At 54.8% G+C, this 24,719-nt stretch carries 27 protein-coding genes; 5 read left to right on the top strand and 22 right to left on the bottom strand.

Translation table 11 applies throughout. From position 1 onward, the window contains the following. Positions 1–50: 50 nt before the first annotated feature. From tolB to ACT3UM_RS11715, 10 genes are all read right to left on the bottom strand, one after another. Positions 51–1,343 carry a Tol-Pal system beta propeller repeat protein TolB gene (gene tolB, locus ACT3UM_RS11760; protein ID WP_498898968.1) on the bottom strand — a complete coding sequence of 431 codons (1,293 nt, stop codon included), beginning with the start codon at positions 1,341–1,343 and terminating at the stop codon, positions 51–53. Continuing rightward, positions 1,343–2,542 (bottom strand): cell envelope integrity protein TolA, encoded by a 1,200-nt coding sequence (gene tolA, locus ACT3UM_RS11755; protein ID WP_498899105.1) that lies wholly within the window; start codon positions 2,540–2,542, stop codon positions 1,343–1,345. Before tolA ends, tolB begins: the two co-directional genes overlap by 1 nt. Continuing rightward, positions 2,535–2,972: a protein TolR gene (gene tolR, locus ACT3UM_RS11750; protein WP_498898966.1), complete on the bottom strand. Its 438-nt coding sequence runs from the start codon at positions 2,970–2,972 to the stop codon at positions 2,535–2,537. Before tolR ends, tolA begins: the two co-directional genes overlap by 8 nt. 11 nt (positions 2,973–2,983) lie before the next feature. Then, the gene (gene tolQ, locus ACT3UM_RS11745) at positions 2,984–3,679 is read right to left on the bottom strand and encodes a protein TolQ (protein ID WP_498898964.1); all 696 of its coding nucleotides are present in this window, start codon (positions 3,677–3,679) and stop codon (positions 2,984–2,986) included. 58 nt (positions 3,680–3,737) lie between these two features. Continuing rightward, complete coding sequence (ybgC, locus tag ACT3UM_RS11740; RefSeq protein ID WP_498898962.1) at positions 3,738–4,151, bottom strand: tol-pal system-associated acyl-CoA thioesterase; 414 nt, start codon at positions 4,149–4,151, stop codon at positions 3,738–3,740. After that, the gene (ruvB, locus tag ACT3UM_RS11735; RefSeq protein ID WP_498898960.1) at positions 4,148–5,185 is read right to left on the bottom strand and encodes a Holliday junction branch migration DNA helicase RuvB; all 1,038 of its coding nucleotides are present in this window, start codon (positions 5,183–5,185) and stop codon (positions 4,148–4,150) included. Before ruvB ends, ybgC begins: the two co-directional genes overlap by 4 nt. 59 nt (positions 5,186–5,244) lie before the next feature. Continuing rightward, the gene (gene ruvA / locus ACT3UM_RS11730) at positions 5,245–5,853 is read right to left on the bottom strand and encodes a Holliday junction branch migration protein RuvA (protein WP_498898958.1); all 609 of its coding nucleotides are present in this window, start codon (positions 5,851–5,853) and stop codon (positions 5,245–5,247) included. Positions 5,854–5,943: 90 nt separating this feature from the next. Continuing rightward, complete coding sequence (gene ruvC, locus ACT3UM_RS11725; RefSeq protein ID WP_498898956.1) at positions 5,944–6,507, bottom strand: crossover junction endodeoxyribonuclease RuvC; 564 nt, start codon at positions 6,505–6,507, stop codon at positions 5,944–5,946. 67 nt (positions 6,508–6,574) lie between these two features. Next, complete coding sequence (gene aspS / locus ACT3UM_RS11720; RefSeq protein WP_498898954.1) at positions 6,575–8,356, bottom strand: aspartate--tRNA ligase; 1,782 nt, start codon at positions 8,354–8,356, stop codon at positions 6,575–6,577. Positions 8,357–8,422: 66 nt separating this feature from the next. After that, positions 8,423–8,722, bottom strand: a complete 300-nt coding sequence (locus tag ACT3UM_RS11715; RefSeq protein WP_027959416.1) for an FmdB family zinc ribbon protein — start codon at positions 8,720–8,722, stop codon at positions 8,423–8,425. A gap of 203 nt (positions 8,723–8,925) precedes the next feature. Between ACT3UM_RS11715 and ACT3UM_RS11710 the strand changes: the two genes are divergently transcribed. Continuing rightward, entirely contained in the window at positions 8,926–9,864 is a 939-nt protein-coding gene (locus ACT3UM_RS11710; RefSeq protein ID WP_498898951.1) for a D-2-hydroxyacid dehydrogenase, read from the top strand. A gap of 2 nt (positions 9,865–9,866) precedes the next feature. Here ACT3UM_RS11710 and ACT3UM_RS11705 read toward each other — a convergent pair whose 3' ends face one another. Further along, positions 9,867–10,142: an acylphosphatase gene (locus ACT3UM_RS11705; protein WP_498898949.1), complete on the bottom strand. Its 276-nt coding sequence runs from the start codon at positions 10,140–10,142 to the stop codon at positions 9,867–9,869. Between the two features lie 50 nt (positions 10,143–10,192). On the opposite strand from ACT3UM_RS11705, the gene ACT3UM_RS11700 reads away from it, so the two are divergent. Both ACT3UM_RS11700 and ACT3UM_RS11695 read left to right on the top strand, forming a co-directional pair. Beyond that, the gene (locus ACT3UM_RS11700; RefSeq protein ID WP_498898947.1) at positions 10,193–10,447 is read left to right on the top strand and encodes a type II toxin-antitoxin system HicA family toxin; all 255 of its coding nucleotides are present in this window, start codon (positions 10,193–10,195) and stop codon (positions 10,445–10,447) included. Next, positions 10,444–10,779 (top strand): type II toxin-antitoxin system HicB family antitoxin, encoded by a 336-nt coding sequence (locus ACT3UM_RS11695; protein WP_498898945.1) that lies wholly within the window; start codon positions 10,444–10,446, stop codon positions 10,777–10,779. The genes ACT3UM_RS11700 and ACT3UM_RS11695 overlap by 4 nt, the downstream gene beginning before the upstream one ends. Positions 10,780–10,848: 69 nt before the next feature. Here ACT3UM_RS11695 and ACT3UM_RS11690 read toward each other — a convergent pair whose 3' ends face one another. Continuing rightward, positions 10,849–11,751 (bottom strand): YihY/virulence factor BrkB family protein, encoded by a 903-nt coding sequence (locus ACT3UM_RS11690; protein WP_498898943.1) that lies wholly within the window; start codon positions 11,749–11,751, stop codon positions 10,849–10,851. Positions 11,752–11,903: 152 nt separating this feature from the next. Here ACT3UM_RS11690 and ACT3UM_RS11685 point away from each other — a divergent pair, with 152 nt between their 5' ends. After that, positions 11,904–12,998, top strand: coding sequence for a bifunctional nicotinamide-nucleotide adenylyltransferase/Nudix hydroxylase (locus tag ACT3UM_RS11685; RefSeq protein WP_498898941.1), 1,095 nt, complete (start codon positions 11,904–11,906; stop codon positions 12,996–12,998). Positions 12,999–13,038: 40 nt separating this feature from the next. Here the strand turns inward: ACT3UM_RS11685 and ACT3UM_RS11680 are convergent, their stop codons facing one another. The 7 genes from ACT3UM_RS11680 to ACT3UM_RS11650 form a co-directional block, all read right to left on the bottom strand. Further along, positions 13,039–13,956 (bottom strand): LysR substrate-binding domain-containing protein, encoded by a 918-nt coding sequence (locus ACT3UM_RS11680; protein WP_035579232.1) that lies wholly within the window; start codon positions 13,954–13,956, stop codon positions 13,039–13,041. A 62-nt stretch (positions 13,957–14,018) separates the two neighbouring features. Continuing rightward, entirely contained in the window at positions 14,019–15,437 is a 1,419-nt protein-coding gene (gene cls, locus ACT3UM_RS11675) for a cardiolipin synthase (RefSeq protein ID WP_498898939.1), read from the bottom strand. Positions 15,438–15,532: 95 nt separating this feature from the next. After that, positions 15,533–17,038, bottom strand: coding sequence for a fumarate hydratase (locus ACT3UM_RS11670; RefSeq protein ID WP_498898937.1), 1,506 nt, complete (start codon positions 17,036–17,038; stop codon positions 15,533–15,535). Between the two features lie 203 nt (positions 17,039–17,241). Beyond that, positions 17,242–18,063 (bottom strand): endonuclease VIII, encoded by an 822-nt coding sequence (nei, locus tag ACT3UM_RS11665; RefSeq protein WP_498898935.1) that lies wholly within the window; start codon positions 18,061–18,063, stop codon positions 17,242–17,244. A gap of 4 nt (positions 18,064–18,067) precedes the next feature. Beyond that, on the bottom strand, positions 18,068–20,092 hold the full coding sequence (gene uvrB / locus ACT3UM_RS11660) for an excinuclease ABC subunit UvrB (protein WP_498898933.1): 2,025 nt from the start codon (positions 20,090–20,092) through the stop codon (positions 18,068–18,070). 24 nt (positions 20,093–20,116) lie between these two features. Then, on the bottom strand, positions 20,117–20,524 hold the full coding sequence (locus tag ACT3UM_RS11655) for an OsmC family protein (RefSeq protein WP_498898931.1): 408 nt from the start codon (positions 20,522–20,524) through the stop codon (positions 20,117–20,119). Then, positions 20,524–20,721: a hypothetical protein gene (locus ACT3UM_RS11650; RefSeq protein WP_035579215.1), complete on the bottom strand. Its 198-nt coding sequence runs from the start codon at positions 20,719–20,721 to the stop codon at positions 20,524–20,526. The genes ACT3UM_RS11655 and ACT3UM_RS11650 overlap by 1 nt, the downstream gene beginning before the upstream one ends. 177 nt (positions 20,722–20,898) lie before the next feature. Here ACT3UM_RS11650 and ygfZ point away from each other — a divergent pair, with 177 nt between their 5' ends. Next, a complete protein-coding gene (gene ygfZ / locus ACT3UM_RS11645; protein ID WP_498898929.1) occupies positions 20,899–21,861 on the top strand; it encodes a CAF17-like 4Fe-4S cluster assembly/insertion protein YgfZ in 963 nt (320 codons plus the stop codon). Positions 21,862–21,871: 10 nt separating this feature from the next. On the opposite strand, the gene ACT3UM_RS11640 is transcribed toward ygfZ, so the two are convergent. From ACT3UM_RS11640 to ACT3UM_RS11630, 3 genes are all read right to left on the bottom strand, one after another. After that, positions 21,872–22,633 carry a TatD family hydrolase gene (locus ACT3UM_RS11640; protein ID WP_498898927.1) on the bottom strand — a complete coding sequence of 254 codons (762 nt, stop codon included), beginning with the start codon at positions 22,631–22,633 and terminating at the stop codon, positions 21,872–21,874. Between the two features lie 18 nt (positions 22,634–22,651). Beyond that, positions 22,652–24,241: a peptide chain release factor 3 gene (locus tag ACT3UM_RS11635; RefSeq protein ID WP_498898925.1), complete on the bottom strand. Its 1,590-nt coding sequence runs from the start codon at positions 24,239–24,241 to the stop codon at positions 22,652–22,654. Positions 24,242–24,479: 238 nt separating this feature from the next. Beyond that, on the bottom strand, positions 24,480–24,689 hold the full coding sequence (locus ACT3UM_RS11630) for a putative motility protein (RefSeq protein ID WP_495511753.1): 210 nt from the start codon (positions 24,687–24,689) through the stop codon (positions 24,480–24,482). Between the last annotated feature and the right edge of the window lie 30 nt (positions 24,690–24,719).

Raw genomic sequence — 24,719 nt, 5'->3', positions numbered from 1 at the left:
CAGACTCCTTGCCTGAAAACAAAAATTTCAATGTTAATCACTTGAGTGGATCAATTTAAGAAGGGTGACCAAGCTGGATCACGAACATCACCTTGTGCTGATGGCAGCCTGAATGATGAACGGCCATCAGCCGAAACGGCACTTAGCACCCCACTACTACCCTGTTGGGTAGCGAAGATTACCATGGTCCCGTTCGGCGCAACACTAGGAGATTCATCTCTTGTTGATTCACTCAAGACCACTAAGCGATCGCCGCTTAGATCTTGCCTTGCTACTTGATAGCCACGGCTAGAGCGGTGGATCAAGAATATCTGCTCGCCATCGGGTGAGTAGCGTCCGCGAGCGTTGTAGTTACCGGTATACGTCAACCGTTGGGCCTCGCCACCACCCAATGTATATTGATAGAGCTGGGGGCCGCCGCTACGATCCGAGGTAAACAGCAGGCTGCGTCCATCCGGTGCCCATGCGGGTTCCGTATCAATGCTGTTGTTATTAGTAATACGCTCTACGGACCGGCTACCAACATCCATAATATAAATTTCAGGCTGACCATCTTTAGACAATGACATGGCGATACGTCGTCCATCGGGTGACCACGCCGGAGCGCCGTTAATGCCATCGAACGAGGTCGCTTGTACGCGCTGACCAGTCGCTACATCTTGGATGTAGATAGCAGGACGCTCAGTTTCAAACGAGACATAGGCGAGCTTAGTGCCATCAGGCGACCACGCCGGTGACATAATCGGTTCATCCGAGGTCAACACCTGTTCGCTGCGACGACCATCGGCGTCGGCAACGTACAAGCCAAACTGCATATTGTCACCAATACCTTGGGCAGTGACGTAGGCAATCTTGGTCGAGAAGGCACCACGAATATCAGTAATCTCCTCAAAGATTTGGTCGCTGATATAGTGCGCTGCGCCACGGAGGTCATTGCCCCTAACGGTGACGGTTTCACCCATCATCCGGCGTTGGCCGCTAATATCCATTAGCTCAAACTGCAGTTCAAAACCGCCATCCGTCTGCTCTGCCGTACCGACCACCAAATAGCGCACGTCTAGCGAACGCCAAGTGCCGAACTCTACGTCGCCGGACTCGCTAGGCTGCTCAAACATATCGCCGCGCGCCAATGGGTCAAAGTAGCCACTCCGTTCAAGATCATCTTGAACAATCTGGGCAACATCTTCAGGCAGGCCGCCTGAGCCTGCGAAGGGCACAACACCTATCGGCAGTGCTTGATCGCTGCCTCGCGTGATTTCAATGGTTAAGTTAGCACTTGCCACACTGCTAAAAGTGATCAGCAAGCAAAATAACCACAATTTCTTTAACACTTGAGTTTGCATCAACGGACTCCCCCTGGGGAAAAGTTCAAAGTGATATTACGTCGGACTTCGCGCTGTTGATCTTCTGATAATTGTAGTAGCTCAGAAAACGGTGCCGCTTGCTCAACCGCCTGAACAATGGATTGATCAAAGGCACTATCGCCACTTGATGATGTTACGTTTACTAATAATACCTCCCCCGACGGCCCCAGGCGCACATTCACAGAAGCCCGCATACTATCACTTGATCCGCCGGGAATTATCCAGGCTTGTTCAATGGCTCGTTTCATTAAGTTGCTAAAATTATTCGCAGCCTGCTCCGCCTGCTGAGCATTGGCAGCTGCTTCGGCCTCCCCTTCAAGCTGGCGCTGCATGGCTGCCTCTGCGGCTGCTTCCGCTTGACGTTGACGCTCTGCCTCCGCTTCACGACGCTGCTGCTCTTCAGCTTCACGTTGTCGCTGTACTTCGGCCTCGCGCTCACGTTGTGCCTCCTCTTGCTCGCGAAGGCGCTGCTCTTCAGCTTCGCGCTGGCGCTCGGCTTCAGCTTCTTCGCGCTGCTGCTGTTCTGCCGCTTCACGCTGCCGTTCGGCTTCTTCCGCTTCCCGGCGCTGTTGTTCTTCCGCTTCGCGCTGGCGTTCGGCTTCGGCCTCTTCGCGTTGCTGTTGCTCTGTGGCTTCCTGCTGGCGCTGCGCCTCCTCCACCTCGCGTTGGCGCTGCGCGGCAGCTTCCGCTTCGGCTTCACGTTCAGCCGTTTCGGCTGCTTGTTGTTCAGCTTGCTCAGCCGCCTCTTCTGCTCTGCGCTGGGCTTCAGCCTCTGCAGCCGCACGCGCTTCTTCTAACGCTTGCGCCTCAGCTTCTGCCGCCTGCTGGGCTGCCTCTTCTGCTGCTTGCTGCTCGGCAGCAGCCTGCTGTTCACTGGCAGAAGCCTCCTCACTAGCTGAAGACTCTTGCGGCTCGGCAGGGGCTTCCGCGGGCGCATTCAACGCCGCCTGCTCTTCTGTGGCCTGCTGAGCCTGATCAGTAAACGTTTCAGTACTGACCAGTGTCGCCTGCACAATCGAGGAGCTATCAGGCTCTGTGTTTCGACTAGGCAGGCTGATCAAGCTAAACGCTACAATCGCGACGTGCACGCCTATTGCCAGAAAAGTCGGCCATTTATAGCCAACATCTTGAGGATCGCGCGGGGCTTCCGGTGCCATGTGCTGCTTACCCTTACCCATCTTGCGGCGGCTCAGAAAGCAGTCCCACATTAGCCACACCGGCGCCTTGCAGGGTGCTCATCAAGACGACAATCTGCCCGTAGGCCACGTTACGGTCACCGCGCACCATGACCGGTGTACCTGGACGGCGCTCAAGAATCGTCGTCACCCGCTGGGACATCTCGTCCAGGGTAACCGATGTGGAGTCTTCTCCCAGCGTGATGAAGTAGCCCCCGTCGCTGTCCACCGAGATAATGATGGGATCATTATCTTCCTGGGCATCAATAGGCTGGGAGGTGACTTGCGGCAACTCAACTTGTACGCCCTGGGTCAACATGGGCGCAGTAATCATAAAAACCACCAGTAGTACCAGCATGATGTCGATGAAAGGAACAACATTAATTTCCGCCATCGGCTTGCTTTTATTACTGCGATTGAACGGTCCTTGCATAGCTCTCTCCCTTAGCTGGCGCTCGATTTGCCGTCACGACCTTGCAAATTGCGGTGCAGGATAGCGTGGAACTCTTCGGCAAAGTCTTCGTATTTGCCCAGTAGGCGAGATGATGAATTGGACAGACGGTTATAGAAAATTACCGCCGGAATCGCCGCAAACAGCCCCATGGCTGTGGCAATCAGGGCTTCGGCAATCCAGGGAGCCACCGTGGCTAGAGTCGCTTGTTGGGTTAGGGATAGGGCCTGAAACGAGCCCATGATGCCCCACACGGTGCCGAACAGGCCGATATAGGGGCTCGCAGAGGCCACTGTGGCAAGAAAGACCAAGTGCTGGGTTAAGCGATCCTCTTCCCGCGACCACGCCACGCGCATACTGCGCTGCACACCTTCCAGCACGGTATCCGGGTCGCGGGTTTTAGGCATCAAACGGTTAAATTCGCGAAAACCAGCTTGAAAAATGTGTTCGGCGCCATGGCGCGGGTCATCGGCGGGGATCTCACGGTAAAGCTCGTTTAAGTCGACACCTGACCAAAAGGATTCCTCAAATTGGTTGTACTCTTTCTTGGCACGGCCCAGTGCAATACTGCGCTGAAAAATCACTACCCAAGAGAGGATCGACCCCACCAGCAGTAGTAGCATTACCAGTTGCACTACTGTACTGGCATTCATTATCAAATGGGGAATGGACATGGTGTTATCGTTCACAGGTGCCCTCATCAATCTATTAAGGTCGGTATTGCCGACGCAGTGAATGACCTCTTGGTTAAGAGGCCCGGGTCAAAACGTTAAGCGCTGCTGGCCATGCTTTGGGTCGCAAACGCTCGGTGCTCAAGCAGGCTATCTCGACTGTGGCAGAGCAAAGGAGTTCCTCATCACGCCAAACCCGCTGTTCAAATGTCATTCGACAACGCCCAACATCGCTAACGTAAGCGCTAATTTCCAGCGCATCGTCTAGGCAAGCCGGTTTCGCGTAGTGACAGGGCAAGCGGTATACCACTAGCTGTGTACCTTCGTCTAGCAGCGTTTGCTGATCAAGGCCCAACTGGCGAAGCCATTCGCTACGCGCACGCTCCATAAACTTCAAGTAGTTAACGTAGTAGACAATACCGCCTGCGTCAGTATCTTCCATATAAACACGCAGCGGCAGTCGGTAGCTTTCGCTTATGTAACCGCTCACGGACGGCGCTCCCCTTCCATATCGGTCGCGTGCTCATGGGGTACACGGTCAAAGTGCAGCCAGGCTTGACGGGTGACAACACGACCGCGAGATGTGCGCATTATTAACCCTTGCTGAATCAGATAGGGCTCAATCACATCTTCAATGGTGTCGCGCTCTTCGCTAATCGCGGCGGCAAGCGAATCAATACCCACGGGACCACCGTCAAACTTATCGATCATCGCCAGCAGCAACCGTCGATCCATATGATCTAAGCCGTGGTGATCCACATTAAGCATATTAAGTGCAGCGTCAGCAATGGCCACATCGACGATGCCATTACCCTTCATTTCTGCGTAATCACGTACCCGGCGTAATAACCGATTGGCAATCCGCGGCGTACCCCGCGAACGGCGAGCGACTTCAATCGCCCCTTCATGACTGGTCTCGACACCTAGCAAACGCGCCGAACGCGATACAATTTCAGTCAACTCTTCCAGGTTATAAAACTCAAGGCGCTGAACGATACCAAACCGGTCACGTAGTGGTGATGTTAATAATCCTGCCCGGGTAGTCGCGCCGACTAATGTAAAGCGCGGAAGGTCGAGCTTAATCGAACGCGCCGCGGGCCCTTCGCCAATCATGATATCGAGCTGAAAATCTTCCATGGCGGGATAGAGCACTTCTTCTACCACCGGTGAAAGGCGATGAATTTCGTCAATAAACAGTACGTCACCGGGCTCTAAATTAGTCAACATGGCGGCTAAATCGCCAGCCCGCTCGAGCACCGGGCCGGAAGTCGATTTCATACCGACCCCCATCTCGGTGGCAATAATATACGCGAGGGTCGTTTTACCTAACCCTGGGGGGCCAAATACCAGGGTGTGATCCAGGCTCTCTTCGCGCAGCCGAGCAGCACCAATAAAGATTTCCAACTGTTCACGCACACGCGGCTGGCCAATATAGTCATCCAGCCGCTTAGGGCGAATAGCGTAATCAATGCGCCCCTCACCCTGCTCAGGCTCAGCGGCGATCAGCCGATCGTGTTCTAGCATAGGTGCTCTTCTTAATATCTAGGCAAATTAACGAATTTGGACGGCAGCTTGGGCCTCACTTAGCCACTCATACGTTGGGTCAACGCCGCTTTGATGAGGGCTTCAGTGGACTGGTTGGGGTCAATATCCGCAAGCATCTTAGATGCCTCAGTAAGCTTATAACCCAGGCTGACCAGTGCTGCCTCAGCATCAGCCAAGCTATCGCGAGCAGCAGCACGGCCATTAGTGGCTTCCAGGGGCAGTAGCGCATCGCTGCCATCTTCCCACTCAGGGAAGCGGTCGCGCATTTCAATAATCAACCGCTCGGCGGTTTTTTTACCCACGCCTGGCAAAGTTGTCAGCGCTTTGCTGTCATCATCACGGACGCAGCGCATAAAGGCGTCTTCATCCATACCCGACAGGATGGCCAGTGCCAGCTTAGGCCCTACGCCGTTGACTTTAATCAATGCGCGAAAGAGCGCACGCTCATGCTCACGACCAAACCCATACAGTAGATGGGCGTCATCACGAATAGTCAAATGGGTAAATAATGAAACACTTTCGTTGACTGCAGGAAGTGCGACCAGTGTATTCATTGAGGTTTCCAGCTCGTATCCTACGCCGTGAACATCGATCACAATCCAGGGAGGCTGCTTCGCCACTAACTGTCCACTTAGACGTCCTATCATAAAGTCGCTCGCACCAGGCTGAAAATAGAGGGTTACTATAAAGCGACTCTGTACAGGTGACCAGTAGTAGCGCCATCGGTACGCGGGCGATTAAAGACGCCAGCGCCCCGTGGAGCGACGACGGCCCAGGGATGGCGAAGCAGACAAGCCCTGGCTGCTAAAAGCAGAACCGTTATAAGCATGCGTTAATGCAATGGCCAACGCATCTGCAGCATCCGCTTGAGGAGTAGCAGAGAGCTGCAGAATAGCGGTTACCATATGCTGCACCTGCTCTTTATCCGCACCGCCCTGACCGGTCACGGCCTGCTTGATCTGTCGCGCGGCGTACTCGGCAAGGCTCAAACCATGGTTGGCCATGCACACCAGCGCCGCCCCTCGGGCCTGGCCCAGCTTCAGCGCTGAATCAGGATTCTTGGCCATAAAGACCCGTTCAATGGCCACTTGGGATGGGCGATGTAAACCGACGACTTCGCTTAAACCAGCGTAAATTTGTGCCAAGCGCTGCTCTAACGCCCCTTCCGCTGTGCGAATACAACCACTGGCCACATAGCAGGGCTTGGCACCGACAACATCAATCACCCCGTAGCCAGTCACGCGTGACCCGGGATCAATGCCCAAGATGCGGATAGGTAAAGTGGGCTTTTGCTCTTCCATGGCCTCAGTACTCTTACAAAAACACCGACGCCGGAGCGTCGGTGTTGAGTGTCGTTAACCCGCCGGTTTATTCCGTCGCTGTTTCTGCTTTGGCTTTCTGGCGCAGGCGGATGTTTAAATCTTTTAACTGCTCGGGGCTAACTTCGCCCGGCGCGTTGGTCATCAAACAAGCAGCACTTTGGGTTTTCGGGAAGGCGATCACTTCACGAATAGTTTTGGCACCGACCATCAGCATGACCAACCGATCCAGACCAAAGGCTAAGCCACCATGGGGCGGCGCGCCATACTGCAACGCATCCAGCAAGAAGCCGAATTTCTCTTGGGCTTCTTCTTCGCCAATACCCAGAATCTCAAATACGGTGCTTTGCATGGCTTGGTCGTGGATACGAATAGAGCCGCCGCCCAACTCGGTTCCGTTGAGCACCATGTCGTAAGCGCGGGAAAGTGAATTGGCAGGGTCTGCCTTCAGTTCTTCCGGTGTGCAGGAAGGCGCCGTGAAGGGGTGGTGGAGCGGACTCAGGCGACCGTTGTCGTCGGCTTCAAACATCGGGAAGTCGACTACCCATAGCGGTGCCCACTCCTGGGTGTAGAGCTCAAGGTCAGCACCTAGCTTGACGCGTAGCGCGCCAATCGCCTCGTTAACGATGCGAGCTTTATCGGCGCCAAAGAAGATAATGTCACCATCTTCTGCGCCCACGCGGTCGAGCAGCTCTTCAACGATGTTTTCCATAAACTTGACGATCGGTGACTGCAGACCTTCAAGCCCTTTGGCGCGCTCGTTGACCTTGATCCACGCCAAGCCTTTGGCACCGTAGATGCCAACAAACTTGGTATATTCATCAATCTCTTTACGCGACAGCTTGGCACCGCCGGGGACTTTCAATGCCGCGACGCGACCATCATCTGCGCTAGCGGGGCCAGAGAAGACTTTGAAGTCAACCTGCTGCATAAGGTCGTCAACATCGGTCAGCTCAAGCGGAATACGTAGATCCGGCTTATCAGAACCGAAACGATCCATCGCTTCCTGCCAGGTCATGCGCGGAAACTCAGGCAGTTCAGCTTTTAGTACGTCCTGGAAAAGCTGACGAATCATGGCTTCAGTAATGCCCATGATGTCGCTCTCTTCCACAAACGACGCCTCGATATCAATCTGGGTAAACTCAGGCTGACGGTCGGCGCGCAGGTCTTCATCGCGAAAGCACTTGGCAATTTGGTAGTAACGGTCAAACCCCGCCACCATCAATAGCTGCTTAAACAGCTGCGGTGACTGGGGCAGCGCAAAGAAACTACCCGCGTGGGTACGGCTGGGCACCAGGTAATCACGGGCGCCTTCTGGCGTGGCACGGGTGAGTACCGGCGTTTCGATATCCAGGAAGCCCTGGTTTTCGAGATACGCCCGCACGTTGTGAGAAATACGCGAGCGCAGCCGCAGCTTCTCAATCATATCCGGGCGACGCAGGTCGATGTAGCGATGCTTTAAGCGCACCTCTTCACCCACTTTGTTGTGCTCGTCCAACTGGAATGGCGGGGTAATGGCGGTATTGAGGACTTCGACATCTTTTGCCAATACCTCAATCATCCCCGTTGGCATGTTGGGGTTTTGGGTGCCCTCTGGACGCAGCCGAACGCGACCGGTGATGCGCAGGACAAACTCACTGCGGGCACGGTCAGCATTAGCGAACGCCTCGGCGGTATCAGGGTCAACCACGAATTGAGCGATACCATCGCGGTCGCGCATATCGAGGAAAATTACCCCACCGTGGTCACGGCGGCGATGAACCCATCCGCATACCGTAACCGTTTGATCCACCATAGTTTCGTTCAGCTGGCCGCAATAATGGCTGCGCATGTCAAATCCTGTTCTGTTGCGTGGCAATGTAAGTGTTGCGGGTCGTTTCGACCCTGATTGCCGCGGCTATGCCGCGGCGCCCTTGTCTTTGGGAGTAACGCTCTTGGCGGTAGCACTGGAATCGCTGGATTTTCCAGCATCTGCAGAGGCAGTTTTGCCATCAGCAGCGAGATTCTTTTTGCTGCCCGTTTTGAAATCGGTTTCGTACCAACCGCCGCCAGCCAAACGGAATCCCGCTGCCGAGACAAGCCGTTCCAAGCCATCGCTTTGGCATGCAGGGCAATCCTTGAGAGGATCGGCGCTAATTTTTTGCAATTTTTCCATGCGATGGCCGCAGGCCTTGCACTCATATTCGTAGATGGGCATCTTGATGACTCCTAATAAGCTCAACCCTGACAAGCTTGGTTCTTTTAGAGGACAGTGGCGAACACAAACGCTGCCAGGCTGCAATATGTGGCCAGTCGGGGTAAATTCCAAGGCTGCGGTTGATAAAGCGCTACCATTATACCCTTTTGTGCCCCCTGGCGAGCAAGGTTATACAGCCCTCGGCAGTTAATGGAGAGAAGAAAATGCCCCATGCGGTGATACTGGATGCAGAAAGCCTCGGCCCGGAGATCAATTTAGACGCTATCCGAGAGTCGGTCTCACACCTGGAGGTGTTTGAGCAAAGCACGACCCAGCAAGCGCGGGAGCGCCTGGCCGGTGCAGACATAGCGATTGTGAACAAGGTGGTGCTGGATGCCGAGACCTTGCAACTGCTGCCCAACCTGCGGCTGATATGCGTATTGGCGACAGGCCTCAATAACATTGATCTTGAAACCGCAAAACAGCAGAACATTACAGTGAAAAACGTTGCGGCTTACGGCACCGCCAGCGTTTCCCAGCACACCTTGATGCTAATGCTGACATTAGCCAATCGCCTTCCCCTCTACCAACGCGATGTCGCCGCAGGCGAGTGGCAGCGCAGTGCTTTCTTCTGTCTGCAGGATTACCCAACACTGCAGCTGTCAGGCAAACAGTTAGTGATGGTCGGGCAAGGCGAGCTTGGCACTGAAGTAGCACGCTTGGCAGAGGCTTTTGGCATGCAGGTCACCTTTGCCGCCCGTCCTGGTAATGAAGCGAATGATAAGCGCCCTGCCCTGGATGATCTGTTACCCGATGCAGATGTGATTAGTTTGCACTGCCCGCTAAGCGAGGCTACCAAGCATTTGATCAATCGCGAGCGCTTAGCGCGCGCCAAGCCGTCGCTGATACTGGTCAACTGCGCCCGCGGCGGGGTGATCGATGAAGTCGCTGCGCTGGCAGCGCTACGCAGTGGCAAACTAGGTGGGTTAGGGGTTGATGTTCTGCCCGCCGAGCCGCCCAGAGATGGCCACCCGCTGCTGGATGCGCTCAGCGAGCCACTCAACTTAATTGTCACGCCTCACAATGCCTGGATCACCCCAGAGGCACGCCAGACTATTGTCAGCCTAACGGCGAACAATATTGCCCATTGGAAAGCCTCTTAACATCACTGGGTCGCAAAGTGGTCCGGGGCGTGGCAACCATCCAGCACGTCGAGTGCGACGTGGGTAACCCGCGCCCCCTCTGAGCCCTGCCATAGCCACTCACTCAGCAGCTTGACCGCGTCAGAGTGGCCGCACATCAAGACTTCAACCCGGCCATCGGGCAAGTTCTTGGCGTAGCCGGTAATGCTATGTTGAAGGGCTTTCTCTTGAGTAGCACGACGATACCAAACACCCTGCACCTTACCGGTCACTAGAGCACGTACACAGCAATCGCTCATACTCTTCTCCTTAGCTTGTGAATGGTACTATATTTTAGTATCATTTTAGCATGAATCGAAAACATGCCAAAACACTGGCCGCTATTTTCAGCCGCCCTACTCCTGGCAGCATTGCTTGGGGTGATATTGAATCGTTATTCAAGGCAATGGGCGCAGACATCCAGGAGCGAGAAGGTTCACGTATTGCAGTAGTGCTGTTTGGCGAAGTGCGTGTCTTTCACCGCCCCCACCCCTCGCCAGATACCGACAAGGGCGCAGTTGCAAGCATACGCAAATGGTTGGAAAAGAACGGAGAAGCACCGTGAATAACATTATGATCATTGACGGCTACCGCGCCGTTATTCAATACGACCCCGACATTGAACTATTTCGCGGCGAATTTACCGGCCTAAGCGGCGGAGCAGATTTCTATGCCGACAGCGTTGCCAAACTTCGCGATGAAGGCAAGACTTCGCTGCGTGTCTTTCTGGATGAGTGCCGAGAGCGCGGTATTGAACCTACCAAGTCCTACTCTGGTAAGTTTCAAGTACGCTTACCGGAAGACCTGCACAAACATGCCGTCGATGCCGCCACCGCCAAGGGGCAAAGCCTTAATCAGTTTGTAGCCACTGCCATTAAGCACGAACTTTCCACCTAACCCCCCGGGCCGCCACAGCGGCCCTTGATCTTAGTGCCTAACGCTTACCCATCAAAGCCAAAATAGCACTTAATCAATCATCTCTCTTCGCACCAAAACCGCTGAATTCCTTGGCTTTATCACCCTACCCCTAGCCAATAAAAGGCTTCGGGTAAACGCTGCTCCAAATAAAAGAATAAGCGAACTGTAGTAGACCCAGAGTAGAATCATTACCACCGACCCGGCGGCGCCATAAGTGGATGCTGTTGCCGTATAGGCTAGATAAATCGCGATCACACTGCGGCCTAGGGTAAACAACACGGCGGTTACCACAGCGCCAATCAGCACATCCTGCCAGCGTAGCACTACGTCAGGCAGAACTTTAAAAATAGTGGCAAACAGCAAGGTGACAACGCCCAGCGAGATCAGCGACTCTACGGATGTCGTTAACAAGCTGGCATAGGGGACTAAATTATCGGCTGCTTGCAACATGCCTCGCAGCACGACGCCCATCACCAGTGAGACCAGTAATATAAACCCAATAGAGAGCACCACCGTTAGTGATAGCAAGCGACTTTTAATAAACCGTAAAGCACTATTAGAGGTAGGCTTTGCCGTTACCCCCCAAATGGTATTAAGCGAGAACTGCATCTGGGCAAATACCGTTGTCGCACCGATCACAAGCGCCCCCACGCCTAATAGTGTTGGCAAAATACCGGACTCTTCAATTCTCGACTGAGCGACGGCTTCTTGGATGGCGACCGCTGCGTCGACCCCTAATGTTCCTTGCAGCTGAGCAACAATTTGCCCTTGAGCTGCCTCTTCACCCATTACAACCCCAATCACTGTGACGGCAATAATGATCGTAGGCGCCAGGGAGAAAAGCGTATAGAACGCTAGTGAGCCCGCGTAGCTAAAGGCATTGCGCTCCAACCATAGCGACGTGGCGTCTTGGACTACTTTCCACCAAAAGATAGCGGTGCGCTTTATCATATTCGCTCCCTGTGTACTGGTACTGATGCTAGTGAGGCTTTTTACAAGCGTTATCAATCGCCTATTTCTTCTAGCATACCTAACCACAGCGTTTAGCGCAGTTTTCTGGTACGTTGCATCTCTGAGATTACCAAACGAAAAAGGAAGCTTGGATGGCCACTGACACTTCGCACTCCGCCACCGCCTGCGACTTCGACTGTTTGGTGTTTATTGGTCGTTTTCAGCCGCCGCACCTGGGGCATCTGGCCATTATTCGTGAGGCGCTTAAACGCGCGCGGCAGGTCATTGTGTTAGTAGGCTCCTCTTGGCAGGCCCGCTCACTGCGTAACCCCTGGCGATTCGATGAGCGTCAAGCCATGCTGCGCGCGGGCTTTGACGACACGGAGAATCAACGCTTAGAAATCACCCCGCTACTCGATGCCCTCTATAACGACGACGTTTGGGTGCGCGACGTGCAGCGCAAAGTGCGCGATTTAGCTGCGCCTGCCAATGCCCGCCTACCGCGCATTGGCTTGATTGGAGCCAGTCGAGGCCAATCAAGCTACTACCTGTCACTGTTTCCACAGTGGGAGTCGGTCAGCGTACCGTCGGTGGAGGGTATTTCCGCCAGTCAAATACGCGAGCGCCTGTTTCGCTCCCCCAGTTCTACGGATGACTACCTGAGTACCGGGGCGTATCACGATTTACCGCCGGGCGTAGTGGCGAGCGTCAAATACTTTTGCAATGAACGCGCCTATCAACGACTGCTGGAAGAGCAGCAATTATTGGATCAGTACCGTCAGGCATGGGCTCACGCGCCTTATCCACCTATTTTTGTCACGGTCAATGCGGTGGTAGTACAGTCTGGCCATGTGCTGCTGGTGCGGCGCACCGCGGCACCGGGAAAAGGCCTTTATGCCCTGCCAGGGGGATTTATTAACCCTCATGAGCGACTACTGGACGCCTGTTTGCGCGAGCTTCGCGAGCGCATCCGCTTGAAGGTTCCGGAACCGGTACTCAAGGGCTCACTGCGAGGCCAACGCCTGTTTGATGAGCCCCACCGCAGTTGGCGCGGACGCACCTTGGCAGAAGCCTTCTACTTTGCGCTACGCCCTGATCAGCAGTTGCCGCGCCTAAAACCTGTCAAAGGCGGCGATCATGCACGATGGGTAGCGCTTGCCGACCTTGAACCCGACAGCCTGTTTGAAGATCACTTCTTTATCATTCAGAACTTTTTAGGACTACCTGCCGATTTTGGCAGTGGCTAGACTTCTACCCTTCACCCTTCACCCTTCACCCTTCACCAAGTTAGGCCTGAAGAAAGTCTCGCGGCAGCTTCATCATCTGCCGCCACAAACGCTCCACACCAGGTTTATGCACCATCGAGCAGCGATATAAACGAATTTCCAGAGGAATATCCCAACTCGGCGCGCCCGCCCTTACCAAACGGCCGCTTTTTAACTCCTCGCGAATACAAAAATCGGGTATCCACGCCACCCCAACGCCTTGTAGCACCATCCCTTTCAAACCTTCGGCCATGGCGGTTTCGTAAACGGTGCGTAGCTTCATGCGCAACGGATCATTCTTGAGCAGCATGCGCACACTGCGTCCTAAAAAAGCCCCTTGAGTGTAAGAAAGATAGGGGATAGAAGTGTCGTGCTGGAGTGAAAATTTAGCTTTGCCATGCTCGTCGGGCAACGAAACGGGCAGCATATTGACCTTACCAATCGAGAACGAAGGAAAGACCTCGGCATCTAGCTGCATCGTGGCAAAGGGGTCGTAATAAGCGAGCATCAGATCGCAGTTACCCTCCCGCAGCACATGAATCGCTTCGCCCACATTCATGGCGACCAAGCGAGTCGGCAGCTCGCCCAAGCCCTGCTGCAGGCGGGAGATCCAAGGCGGATAAAAACTCAGCGCCAAAGAGTGCGCGGCGACAATATCCAGCGCCTCGTTGGCAATTGACAGGCCGCGTAAATGGCTCAGCGATTCGTTTAATTGCTCAACCAGGTTGCGCGCAGTGACCAGAAACAGCTGCCCTTCTGGCGTTAACCCAACGGGGGTCGTCGAACGGTCCACCAAAGTGACATCAACGGCCTGCTCCAGCGCTCGAATACGGCGACTAAATGCCGGTTGGGTAACGTGTCGCTGGCGTGCTGATGCGGAAAAGCTGCGCGTGTTGGCCAGCGCTACAAAATCTTCCAGCCATTTTGTTTCAAGATTCACCCCATGACTCCTTGTATCACCCTGCTTTCACGCATGTTGGATTTCCTTTTGGGCTAACTTAATTATTGAACCGGGGCCATTAAATAGGCCGCACGCGAGACGACTTTCATCCACACCGGACGCTGGTTAATTTCATCAATGGTCACACGCCTGCAGTGTGAAAAGTCTTTTTCCAGCATCTCTTCGACGCTGGTCGCAAAATCGCGGCTTGGTATAAACGCGGTAATCTCAAAATTTAACCGAAACGAGCGATTATCCAAATTGACAGTACCCACCGTCGCTGCCTCGCTATCGACCAGCATGACTTTTTGATGTAAGAACCCAGGAAGATAACGGTATATTTTAACGCCCGCCCTTAACATATCGGGTAGAAATGAGAATGCAGAGAGGAAAACCAACAAGTGGTCGGGGCGCTCCGGAATCATCACCCGAACGTCGACGCCGCGCATCGCCGCAAGGCGCAGCGCGTCCTGAACTCCCTGGTCGGGAACGAAATAGGGGCTGGTCACCCATAGCCGCTGCTTGGCACTATGAATAACCTGCTGCACTAGCAGGCTGGCGGTGTCCTGGCGGTCAGCGGGCCCAGAAGGCACAATAACCACGTGATGGTCGGTGGTGGGCGATGTATCCGGGGACCAGTTCAGGCTAATCACTTCATCGGTGGCCCAATGCCAATCTTCCCAAAAAGCCTCCTGCAAGCCCAATACACTGGGCCCTTCCAGCTTAAGATGAGTATCCCGCCAAGGCCCATGGCGTGGATTCTCACCGAGATACTCGACCCCAACATTAAAGCCTCCTACCCAGCCTTCCTTGCCATCTATCACGGTCACTTTACGATGATTGCGGAAGTTAAGCTGAAAACGATGCTTAAGGCCCCGCGATGAGCGAAAGGCACTCACGGCGACCCCATCAGTGATTAAATCATTGAGATAGCTATCGGCTAATTTACGGCTGCCCACCTCATCGTAAAGAAAATACACCCGTACGCCACGCTGGGCAGCACGCTGTAAATGATGCTTCAGGCGCTGTCCAAGGGCATCATTGCGGACAATAAAGAACTGCAGCAAAACATACTGCTCAGAGCGATCAATACCGTCAAACAAGCTTTCGAAGGTCGCGGTCCCATCGATGAGCAGTGTCGCTTGGTTGCCATGGGTGAGCGGCATCATGGCAAGCTGTTCCACCGCCTGAATATCCGCACTGCTGGAGGGGGCCACATAAGGCTGAACATTGGCCCGATAGCGCACCAGCACCCGGCGTAGCACGGTGTCCCGCTGGCCTCGGGCAGATACATAGCCATAAAAACGCGGTCGCCCGAAAAACCAGTAAGCAGGAAGCGCCACATAGGGGAACGTCAGTAGCGATATGATCCATGCCACGGCCCCCTGGGAGGTGCGGCTGGACATCAGTGCCATAATCGCGGAGACAATGCCTAGCACGTGTATCAGTAAGATGCCGGTCCCTAGCAACCAGGAGGTCATATCAACGTCCTCATAAAGCAAGGGCCTCGCCATCAGCGAGGCCCTTATGCCTTCAAAACTTATGCGTTTCAAGCCTAATCAAGCTTACCACTCCATCATGCCGACTGGGCAATAATCTCTTTCCACTTCGCCGGTCCGGTTTGATGTACCGATGTGCCCAGGCTATCAACGGCAACGGTTACCGGCATATCTTCGACCTCAAACTCGTAGATTGCTTCCATGCCAAGATCTTCAAAGCCTACAACCCGAGATTTCTTAATCGCTTGGGCAACCAGGTAAGCCGACCCACCTACTGCCATCAAGTAAACCGCTTCATTATCGCGGATGGCATCTATGGCGGTTTGACCACGCTCGGCCTTACCGACCATGCCCAGCAAACCGGTCTCTTCCAGCATGGTGCGGGTAAACTTATCCATACGCGTGGCGGTGGTGGGGCCTGCCGGGCCGACGACTTCATCGCCAATCGGGTCAACGGGGCCAACGTAGTAGATAAAGCGGCCACGCATATCGACAGGCAGTGGCTCGCCTTTGGCCAGCATATCGACCATGCGCTTATGGGCCGCATCGCGGCCGGTTAAGAGTTTGCCGTTTAGCAACAGCGTGTCACCAGGCTGCCAGGTTTTAACGTCAGCAGGTGTTACCGTATCAAGATTGACGCGTTTGACGTTCTCGCCCGCCTCGCGAGTGATTTCTGGCCAGTCTTCAAGCTTGGGCGGGTCAAGTACCGCGGGGCCAGATCCGTTCAGCGTAAAGTGGGCGTGACGGGTCGCGGCGCAGTTGGGGATAATCGCTACGGGCTTGTTGGCCGCATGGGTTGGATAGTCTTTGACTTTAATATCCAGCACGGTGGTTAAGCCGCCTAAGCCCTGCGCACCAATGCCGCTCTTGTTGACCTTATCAAACAGCTCTAAACGCAGCTCTTCAGCACGGTTGCTGGGCCCGCGAGCCTGCAAATCCTGAATATCGATAGGATCCAGCAGCGCCTCTTTGGCAATCAGCATGGCCTTTTCAGCGGTGCCGCCGATACCAATCCCCAGCATACCGGGCGGACACCAGCCTGCGCCCATCTTCGGCAGTTGTTCCATCACCCAATCAACCACGCTGTCGGAGGGGTTAAGCATGGCAAACTTGGATTTTGCCTCACTGCCACCGCCCTTCGCGGCCACGTGAATATCGACGCTGTCACCGGGCACAATCGAGTGGTGAATAATCGCCGGCGTGTTGTCTTTGGTGTTGGCCCGCTTGCCGTCGGGATCCGCCAGCACCGAAGCGCGCAGGATATTATCCGGCAGCAGGTAAGCGCGACGAACACCTTCATTGATCATGTCGTCCAGGCTCATATCCGCTTCCCAGGTAACGTTCATACCCACGTGAACGAACACGGTGACGATGCCGGTATCCTGGCAAATCGGGCGATGCCCGGTGGCACACATACGCGAGTTAATCAATATCTGAGCAATAGCGTCTTTGGCGGCGGGGTTCTCTTCGCGCTCGTAGGCGGCCGCCATGGCGTCGATAAAATCTTTGGGATGGTAATAAGAGATGTACTGCAGAGCATCGGCAACGCTTTGAATAACGTCGTCCTGGCGAATCACGGTCATGGACTAATTGCTCCTAGGTTATCGTCTAGTTAGCGGCTTTCGTCCGCGCCTGCGGAAGTGCCGTCTTAGCGTGAGCCCAGTATACCGTATTGGCCCTTACGCAGCAGCACTCTGCGGGGTAGAACTGATTACTTCATCAAAGCTTGATCCAGGTGCGTTTTTACCAGCAAGATAACGGTATAAAATATTAAAGCCAGCGCTGCTTATCCTGACTGGCAGTGAGGGCAGAGATAGAGCCGCCGCGAACCAACCATTTTGCGCTCAATCACCGATCCACAGCGGTGGCACTCAAGGCCTGCCCTATCGAAAACCGCGAAACGCCACTGTCTGCGCGTCTCGCCAGCGGCTTTGGCCTGGGCAATCCAGGCCTCACGATTGGTAACGCCTGCGGTTTGGTAGGCTTGGCGGGTAATGTCAATGATGCACTCAGCCAGGGTTTGCTGCTGTTCTGGGGTCAAATCCACCGGTCGAGCGCTTGGCGGCAGTTGAGAGAAAAACAGGATTTCAGAGCGCAAATAATTACCCAGCCCGGCGACCAACCCCTGGTCGAGCAGCAGTGCCCCCAGGCTGCGTTTATGAAATCGCTTCAAATTCAGGCGCTGCTGCACATCGGATGGAGCCACCTCTTGGCTCAACAAATCAGGGCCCAAGCGGGCTAAGAAAGGGTGCTCGGTGAGATTGTCTGCATGCCAGAGGGAAATATCCGATGCGCTATAGAGACTGGCGCTACGCCCTTCTGCTGTAAGTCGAACACGCAGGGTGCGCTTGGTGTTGGGCGGTTTATCCTCACTATGCAGCTTCCACACCCCATAAAGCTGATTGTGGGAGTAAAGCACGCGCTGGTCGGCAAAACGGATCAACATGGCTTTGCCCCAGGTATCTACCCGAGAAACCCGAATACCGATCAGTGACGCGGCCTGCTCGGCAAGCTCTGGAAAGGCGAACCAGGCATTGCCAATCACCCGCCCACCTATTTGCTGTTCAATACGATCCGCCGCGCGGCGAATTTCTGGGCCTTCCGGCATACCGTTAGCCCAGCGCCAGCTGTTTTTCTTTCATCTGGTGGAGTTGATCACGCAGCCGCGCGGCCTCTTCAAACTCGAGATTTTGTGCGGCTTCAAACATGGCATCCTCAAGCTTACTGATGGCCCCCAGCAGGTCTTGCTTGCTCATAGTAGTGACATCGTACTCTGCAGCGCTTTCCGCCACTTTACGTTCGTTGCCACGCCGACGGCTGTTCTTCTTGCCTGGCGCCTGGGCGGCTTCAAGTATATCGGCCACCGACCGCGTCACGGTGGTCGGTGTAATACCATGCTCAAGGTTGTGTTCGGTTTGCTTCGCCCGCCGCCGCTCGGTCTCATCGATCGCTTTGCGCATCGAATCAGTAATCCGGTCCCCATAAAGAATCGCCTTGCCGTGGGCGTTACGGGCCGCGCGACCAATGGTCTGGATCAACGAGCGCTCGGCGCGCAGAAAGCCCTCTTTATCCGCATCCAAAATCGCCACCAACGACACTTCGGGAATATCCAGGCCTTCACGTAGCAGGTTGATGCCCACTAACACATCAAACTTGCCCAGGCGTAAATCACGAATAATCTCAACCCGCTCAACGGTATCGATATCCGAGTGTAAGTAGCGTACCCGTATGCCGTGCTCGTCAAAATACTCGGTCAGGTCTTCCGCCATGCGCTTGGTGAGCGTGGTTACCAGCACCCGTTCGCCTACCGCAGTGCGCAGTCCAATTTCCGAAAGCAGATCGTCTACCTGGGTGCTGGCCGGACGCACTTCGATTTCAGGGTCCAGCAGCCCTGTGGGCCGCACCACCTGCTCTACCGTTTGGCTGGCGTGCTCGCCCTCGTAACGACCTGGGGTGGCGGAGACAAAGATCGTTTGCGGAGAGATTGACTCCCACTCTTCAAACTTCATGGGCCGGTTATCCAGCGCCGAGGGTAGCCGAAAGCCATACTCGACCAACGTCTCTTTGCGCGAGCGGTCGCCTTTATACATGCCGCCTACCTGGGGCACGCTGACGTGAGACTCGTCAATAAACAGCAGCGCGTCGTCGGGCAGGTAGTCGAAGAAGGTCGGCGGTGGCTCGCCCGGCGCACGGCCAGAGAGATAGCGGGAGTAGTTTTCGATACCGTTGCAGTAACCCAGCTCCAGCATCATTTCGATATCATAGAGGGTGCGCTGCTCTAAACGCTGCGCTTCTACCAGCCGCTCGTGCTTACGCATCCATTCAAGGCGCTCTTTGAGTTCCTGTTTAATGTCATCAATGGCGCCTAGAATTGTTTCCCGCGGGGTAACGTAGTGGGACTTGGGATAGATGGTCATCCGCGGGACTTCCCCGCGCACGGCACCGGTGAGCGGATCGAACAGGCGAATGGTGTCGATCTCGCTATCGAACAGCTCTACCCGAACCGCCTCTTCGTCGGAATCAGCGGGAAAAATATCGATCACATCCCCGCGAACCCGGTAAGTACCGCGGCGGAAATCCATATCATTGCGGGTATATTGTAGCTCCGCTAAGCGGCGCAAAAATGCGCGCTGATCAATCAATTCACCACGGGTGAAATGGAGGCGCATTTTAAGGTACTGGTCAGGGTCACCGAGGCCGTAAATCGCCGAGACTGACACCACAATCAGCGCGTCGCGACGTTCTAGCAGTGCCTTGGTGGCCGAAAGCCGCATCTGCTCGATATGGTCGTTTATCGAGGCATCTTTCTCGATAAAGGTATCCGAGGAAGGCACATAGGCTTCCGGCTGGTAGTAGTCGTAGTAGGAGACGAAATACTCTACGGCGTTATCCGGAAAAAACGCCTTGAATTCGCCATACAACTGAGCAGCCAGGGTCTTGTTCGGCGCCATCACAATGGTAGGACGCTGCTGCTGTTCCACCACGTTGGCCATGGTGAAGGTTTTGCCCGACCCGGTCACGCCAAGCAGCGTTTGGTGAGCAAGCCCAGATTCCAGGCCACTAATCAGCCCTTTAATAGCAGCAGGCTGGTCGCCAGCGGGCTGAAATTTTGACTGCAATCGAAAGGCTTTGCTCATCGGTGCTCCTATAAAAGATATAATTTAAACTAACCGGGTGGCGATCTCGACCGTAGACTGGGTCATCAGGCGTTGAATGGGGCAGCGGTGGCTAATATCTTCCAGCCGGGCGCGCTGCTCCGGGTCATCAATACCGTGCAGCGTTAACGCCACGTCAAGCTTGTAGATACCCTGTTTTTCCTGGCTATCATCCCGCTGCACGGTGACGGTAATACCCTCAAGCGGCCACTCTTTACGCTTGGCGTACATCTGCACGGTAATCGCTTTGCAGGTGCCCAAGGCAATATCGAAATAGTCGTGGGGATCCGGGGCGCTTCCCTCTCCGCCAACGATGGCTGGTACATCGCCATAAAGATCTTCTAAGCCATTGACTTCAACTCGCTGCCTAAAGACATGGTTGCGTTCACTGATCACGGTAATCGGAGGGTGCATTAGGATACCTTTACGCCTAGCTTGAGTTTTTCAATGGCATTAATCAGCGTTTCGCGCCTTGCTCGGCCGTCTACATCGGCGCCATGCCGACCCACTTCGGCACTATCAACGCCATCAAGCATCATCAGCGCCGTGGTGATTTTGTTGACCTGATCGACCGATTTAACACCTTGGAATGTTAACGACTGCTGCGCCATAGCGTTTCCCTGCCTGTTGACCTGTGCAAAACTGATACAAGAGAAAGAGTCTAGCACGCTAATGGTGCCTTGCAATCAGCGCTGACCGCCCACACCTAATAGTACTAACGTTACTTTTGACTCTTACGTACTGAATACATCACTACCGAACGCTTTCCCACTTTTTCAGGAGTTTTTATGGCGACCGTTACCGCTAGCACCCCCGCCCTTGGCAGCGTCCGCCTAAATCATTTAGCCGCGCTGGATGTGAAGGGGGCGGATGCCGAAAAGTTCCTTCAGGGCCAGACCAGCGCTCAGGTCAGCTTGGCCGATGGACGCTTCGCGCCGCTCACCTGTTTTTGTACGCCTAAGGGGCGGATGTTAGCCAACGCTCAACTGATGCGCTTGGGCGATGAGCATTTTCGTTTGCTACTGAGCGTTACCCTACTTGACAGTTTAGCCAGCCATCTTAAAAAATTCGCCGCCTTCTATAAGACTGAGCTGGTCTCGCTGCCCGGTCTTATCGTGATTGGTTCAAGCGATGATGCCCAGTCGATTGCAGACCAATTTGCTTTATCACTACCTGATCAAGTGGGCACCCACAGTAACAACGATCAAGCCTGCGCACTCCGCTACCCCGGTGAGACACCGCGCTGGCTGTTGTGTTTCGATCACGATACCCCGGCATCGGTTAAGGATGATGCGGTGAGCCGCAACGCTTGGCAGCTTGAGGATATTCGTAGCGGCCTGGCGTGGCTTACCGATGCCCAGCAGGATCATTTCCTGCCCCAGATGCTTAACTGGGAAGCGCTGGGGGGCATTAGCTTTAAAAAGGGCTGTTATACCGGTCAAGAAGTCGTTGCCCGGGCACACTTTCGTGGCCAAGTGAAAAAGCGTCTGATGCACATCAGTGTAGAAACCACATCGCTGCCTGAGGTGGGCGCCAGCATCGTTAATGGTGACGATAAATCAGTGGGTGAAGTGGTAGCCAGCGCGACGACCCCGCAAGGCGACATCGAGCTGCTAGCGGTCATGAGCACCAAAGTGGCCGAAGAAATGACGCCGCTGTTTTTAGCTGGGACGCCAGCCACCCTGCTTCTATTACCTTATGCGATTGAGCGCGTTGATCCCGAGCAGCTGGCGGTTAGCCTCAACGGCTAAGGCTTACGTTTTAGGATAAGCCAAACAACGTTGCAGCGGTTTCACTGCTCTGGGCCGCAACCTGTTCCACTGTTTGTCCACGCAGGGTGGCCACAATGTCACACACCTCGGCCACTCGGCGCGGTTCGTTCCGCATCCCCTGATAGCCGCTAAGCGGCATATCAGGGCTGTCGGTTTCCAGCACAAAGGCATCGTCAGGCAGCGCCGCTGCGGTTCGCCGTAGCCGCTTGGCGCGCTCATAGGTAACTGCTCCACCCAACCCTAGCTTGAATCCCAAGTCGAGAAACTTCGTCGCTTGCTCAATGGAGCCTGAGAAGGCATGAATCAGCCCTGCCTTGGGCAGCGCCAGCTGGCGAAGGCGCTTAGCGACCTTGTCGTTGGCGTGGACGCAGTGCACCACCACCGGCAGCTCATGCTGTTTGGCTAGCTTCAATTGGGCATCAAAGTAGTACCACTGGGCCTCAAGGGTATCGGTAAAGCGACCATCGATACCGCACTCGCCCACGGCCACCACCTTAGGGTACTCACTGAGCAGGTTGTCCAGCGCGGCAATATCCACCTTTTGATGCTGATCCACAAAGTAAGGGTGTAAGCCCAGGCATACCGAGGTGTCCGCTCGTGCGCCAAGCGCCAGCACCTGCTGCCAGCGGGAACGGGTGGTGCCCGGCACCACAAAGTGCGCCACGCCCACTGCCTTGGCGCTCTCACATACCTCAGTTCGATCCTTATCAAACTGGGCAAAGTCGAGATGGCAGTGGGCATCAACCAGCATGGGGCCTACCTATAAACGTTAGTGCTCGCGGGTTGGCTGGAAGCGAATGTCCGGCCAGCGCTCCTGGGTCATCTGTAAGTTAACCCGGGTAGGCGCGATATAGGTGAGGTAGCCACCGCCATCAATTGCCAGGTTAGTGCTGGCTTTACGCTTAAACTCTTCGAGTTTTTTAGCATCTTCGCAGTAGACCCAGCGGGCGGTCTGAACGTTGACGCCTTCATAGAGGCAGTCGACCTTGTACTCCTCCTTGAGGCGGTGGGCGACCACATCGAACTGCAGGGTACCCACGGCGCCGAGAATCAGGTCGTTGTTGTCCATGGGCATAAAGACCTGGGTAGCGCCCTCTTCAGAAAGCTGCTGCAAGCCCTTTTGTAGCGCCTTCATTTTCAGCGGGTCTTTCAGCCGCACGCGCTTAAAGAGTTCAGGCGCAAAGTGGGGGATGCCGGTAAAGCGCATATCCTCACCCACGGTAAAAGTATCGCCGATCTGGATCGTACCGTGATTGTGCAGGCCGATAATATCACCGGGCCAGGCCTCTTCTACCTGGGAACGGTCGGAGGCCATAAAGGTCAACGCATCGGCAATCTTAACGTCCTTGCCGATACGTACATGGCGCATCTTCATGTTCTTTTCGTACTTGCCTGAACAGACCCGCAAAAAAGCGATGCGGTCGCGGTGATTGGGATCCATGTTGGCCTGGATTTTAAACACGAAACCGGTGAAGCGCTCATCGTCAGACGTAACTACCCGCGTATCGGTTTCGTGGGCCTGGGGCGGTGGTGCGTACTCGACAAAACCGTCGAGCATTTCACGCACGCCAAAGTTGCCCATCGCGGTGCCGAAATAGACCGGTGAAAGCTCACCACGACGATAGGCATCTAGATCAAACTCATGGGAGGCACCGCGCACCAGCTCCACTTCCATGCGCAGCTCTTCGGCCTGCTCTTCCCCCAGCACAGCCTCTACTTCGGGGCTATCCAAGCCCTCAATGCGCTTATCCTCGGGAATGCGGCTACCCTGCCCTTGGGTATAAAGATGAACCACGTCGTTATAGAGGTGATAAACGCCCTTAAAGTGGCGCCCCATGCCAATCGGCCAGGTCATCGGCGCACACTGGATATTGAGTACCGTTTCAACCTCATCCATCACTTCAATAGGGTCACGGATATCGCGATCCATTTTGTTGATAAAAGTGAGGATCGGCGTGGTGCGCAGACGGCACACTTCCATCAACTTAATGGTGCGGTCCTCAACGCCTTTGGCGCCGTCGATGACCATCAAGGCAGAGTCAACCGCCGTGAGCGTGCGGTAGGTATCTTCAGAGAAGTCTTCGTGACCTGGGGTATCCAGCAGATTGACGATGCGACCGCCGTAGGGGAACTGCATCACCGAGGTCGTCACCGAGATCCCCCGTTCCTGCTCCATCTTCATCCAGTCTGACGTTGCGTGGCGATCGTTACGCTTGCTCTTCACCGAGCCGGCTAACTGGATAGCATTACCAAATAGCAGCATCTTTTCGGTAATGGTGGTCTTACCGGCGTCGGGGTGCGAAATAATCGCAAAGGTACGCCTAAGCCCTGCTTCATGGGCTAGCTGTGTCTCTTTCATTGTGCCTCTTCAACTATAGGGTCTCAGCGCAGCTCTCAATCAGCAGCTTTCGCTAATTAGCCACCGCGCAATGAGCAATGTTCATTGCGTCAATTATAACGCCTGGAGGCAGCGGTTGTCGCGGGTGGCAGCAAACGTGCCCCCTTGTAAAAGACCAAAAAAAACGCTGAGCAAGTCAGCGTTTTTTTCGTACTAACGGTCATGACCGTTGCCAGTCCACCATTATGGGTACTGGGCTCTAGGCGTAGGTATTAACCTGCGTACCTACGTTGCCCTCTTTGGCTAAATCCGGCTGAGCGCCAGTGTCCGCAGAGGCCATGATTTCGGTCACTTGCTGCGCCTGAGTATCTAGCGCTTCTTTAAACACCTGCATTTGTGCCTGCTCAGGAGTTTGCGCTTGGTTCATATAAAGCGACGCGCTAACTGAACTGCTGATGCCTACATCCATACTTCCACCTCATGGTGTGCAAAGGTACTT

Source organism: Halomonas sp. AOP13-D3-9, from assembly GCF_052379125.1.
Lineage (GTDB): Bacteria > Pseudomonadota > Gammaproteobacteria > Pseudomonadales > Halomonadaceae > Vreelandella.
This window is presented reverse-complemented; position numbering and strand designations above follow the sequence as displayed.

Coding starts and splice junctions, on each gene's coding strand:
- tolB (WP_498898968.1), bottom strand. CDS start 1,343: ATGCAAACTCAAGTGTTAAAGAAATTGTGGTTATTTTGCTTGCTGATC.
- tolA (WP_498899105.1), bottom strand. CDS start 2,542: ATGGGTAAGGGTAAGCAGCACATGGCACCGGAAGCCCCGCGCGATCCT.
- tolR (WP_498898966.1), bottom strand. CDS start 2,972: ATGCAAGGACCGTTCAATCGCAGTAATAAAAGCAAGCCGATGGCGGAA.
- ruvB (WP_498898960.1), bottom strand. CDS start 5,185: ATGCTAGAACACGATCGGCTGATCGCCGCTGAGCCTGAGCAGGGTGAG.
- ruvA (WP_498898958.1), bottom strand. CDS start 5,853: ATGATAGGACGTCTAAGTGGACAGTTAGTGGCGAAGCAGCCTCCCTGG.
- ruvC (WP_498898956.1), bottom strand. CDS start 6,507: ATGGAAGAGCAAAAGCCCACTTTACCTATCCGCATCTTGGGCATTGAT.
- aspS (WP_498898954.1), bottom strand. CDS start 8,356: ATGCGCAGCCATTATTGCGGCCAGCTGAACGAAACTATGGTGGATCAA.
- ACT3UM_RS11715 (WP_027959416.1), bottom strand. CDS start 8,722: ATGCCCATCTACGAATATGAGTGCAAGGCCTGCGGCCATCGCATGGAA.
- ACT3UM_RS11710 (WP_498898951.1), top strand. CDS start 8,926: ATGCCCCATGCGGTGATACTGGATGCAGAAAGCCTCGGCCCGGAGATC.
- ACT3UM_RS11705 (WP_498898949.1), bottom strand. CDS start 10,142: ATGAGCGATTGCTGTGTACGTGCTCTAGTGACCGGTAAGGTGCAGGGT.
- ACT3UM_RS11700 (WP_498898947.1), top strand. CDS start 10,193: ATGAATCGAAAACATGCCAAAACACTGGCCGCTATTTTCAGCCGCCCT.
- ACT3UM_RS11690 (WP_498898943.1), bottom strand. CDS start 11,751: ATGATAAAGCGCACCGCTATCTTTTGGTGGAAAGTAGTCCAAGACGCC.
- ACT3UM_RS11685 (WP_498898941.1), top strand. CDS start 11,904: ATGGCCACTGACACTTCGCACTCCGCCACCGCCTGCGACTTCGACTGT.
- cls (WP_498898939.1), bottom strand. CDS start 15,437: ATGACCTCCTGGTTGCTAGGGACCGGCATCTTACTGATACACGTGCTA.
- ACT3UM_RS11670 (WP_498898937.1), bottom strand. CDS start 17,038: ATGACCGTGATTCGCCAGGACGACGTTATTCAAAGCGTTGCCGATGCT.
- nei (WP_498898935.1), bottom strand. CDS start 18,063: ATGCCGGAAGGCCCAGAAATTCGCCGCGCGGCGGATCGTATTGAACAG.
- uvrB (WP_498898933.1), bottom strand. CDS start 20,092: ATGAGCAAAGCCTTTCGATTGCAGTCAAAATTTCAGCCCGCTGGCGAC.
- ACT3UM_RS11655 (WP_498898931.1), bottom strand. CDS start 20,524: ATGCACCCTCCGATTACCGTGATCAGTGAACGCAACCATGTCTTTAGG.
- ACT3UM_RS11650 (WP_035579215.1), bottom strand. CDS start 20,721: ATGGCGCAGCAGTCGTTAACATTCCAAGGTGTTAAATCGGTCGATCAG.
- ygfZ (WP_498898929.1), top strand. CDS start 20,899: ATGGCGACCGTTACCGCTAGCACCCCCGCCCTTGGCAGCGTCCGCCTA.
- ACT3UM_RS11640 (WP_498898927.1), bottom strand. CDS start 22,633: ATGCTGGTTGATGCCCACTGCCATCTCGACTTTGCCCAGTTTGATAAG.
- ACT3UM_RS11635 (WP_498898925.1), bottom strand. CDS start 24,241: ATGAAAGAGACACAGCTAGCCCATGAAGCAGGGCTTAGGCGTACCTTT.
- ACT3UM_RS11630 (WP_495511753.1), bottom strand. CDS start 24,689: ATGGATGTAGGCATCAGCAGTTCAGTTAGCGCGTCGCTTTATATGAAC.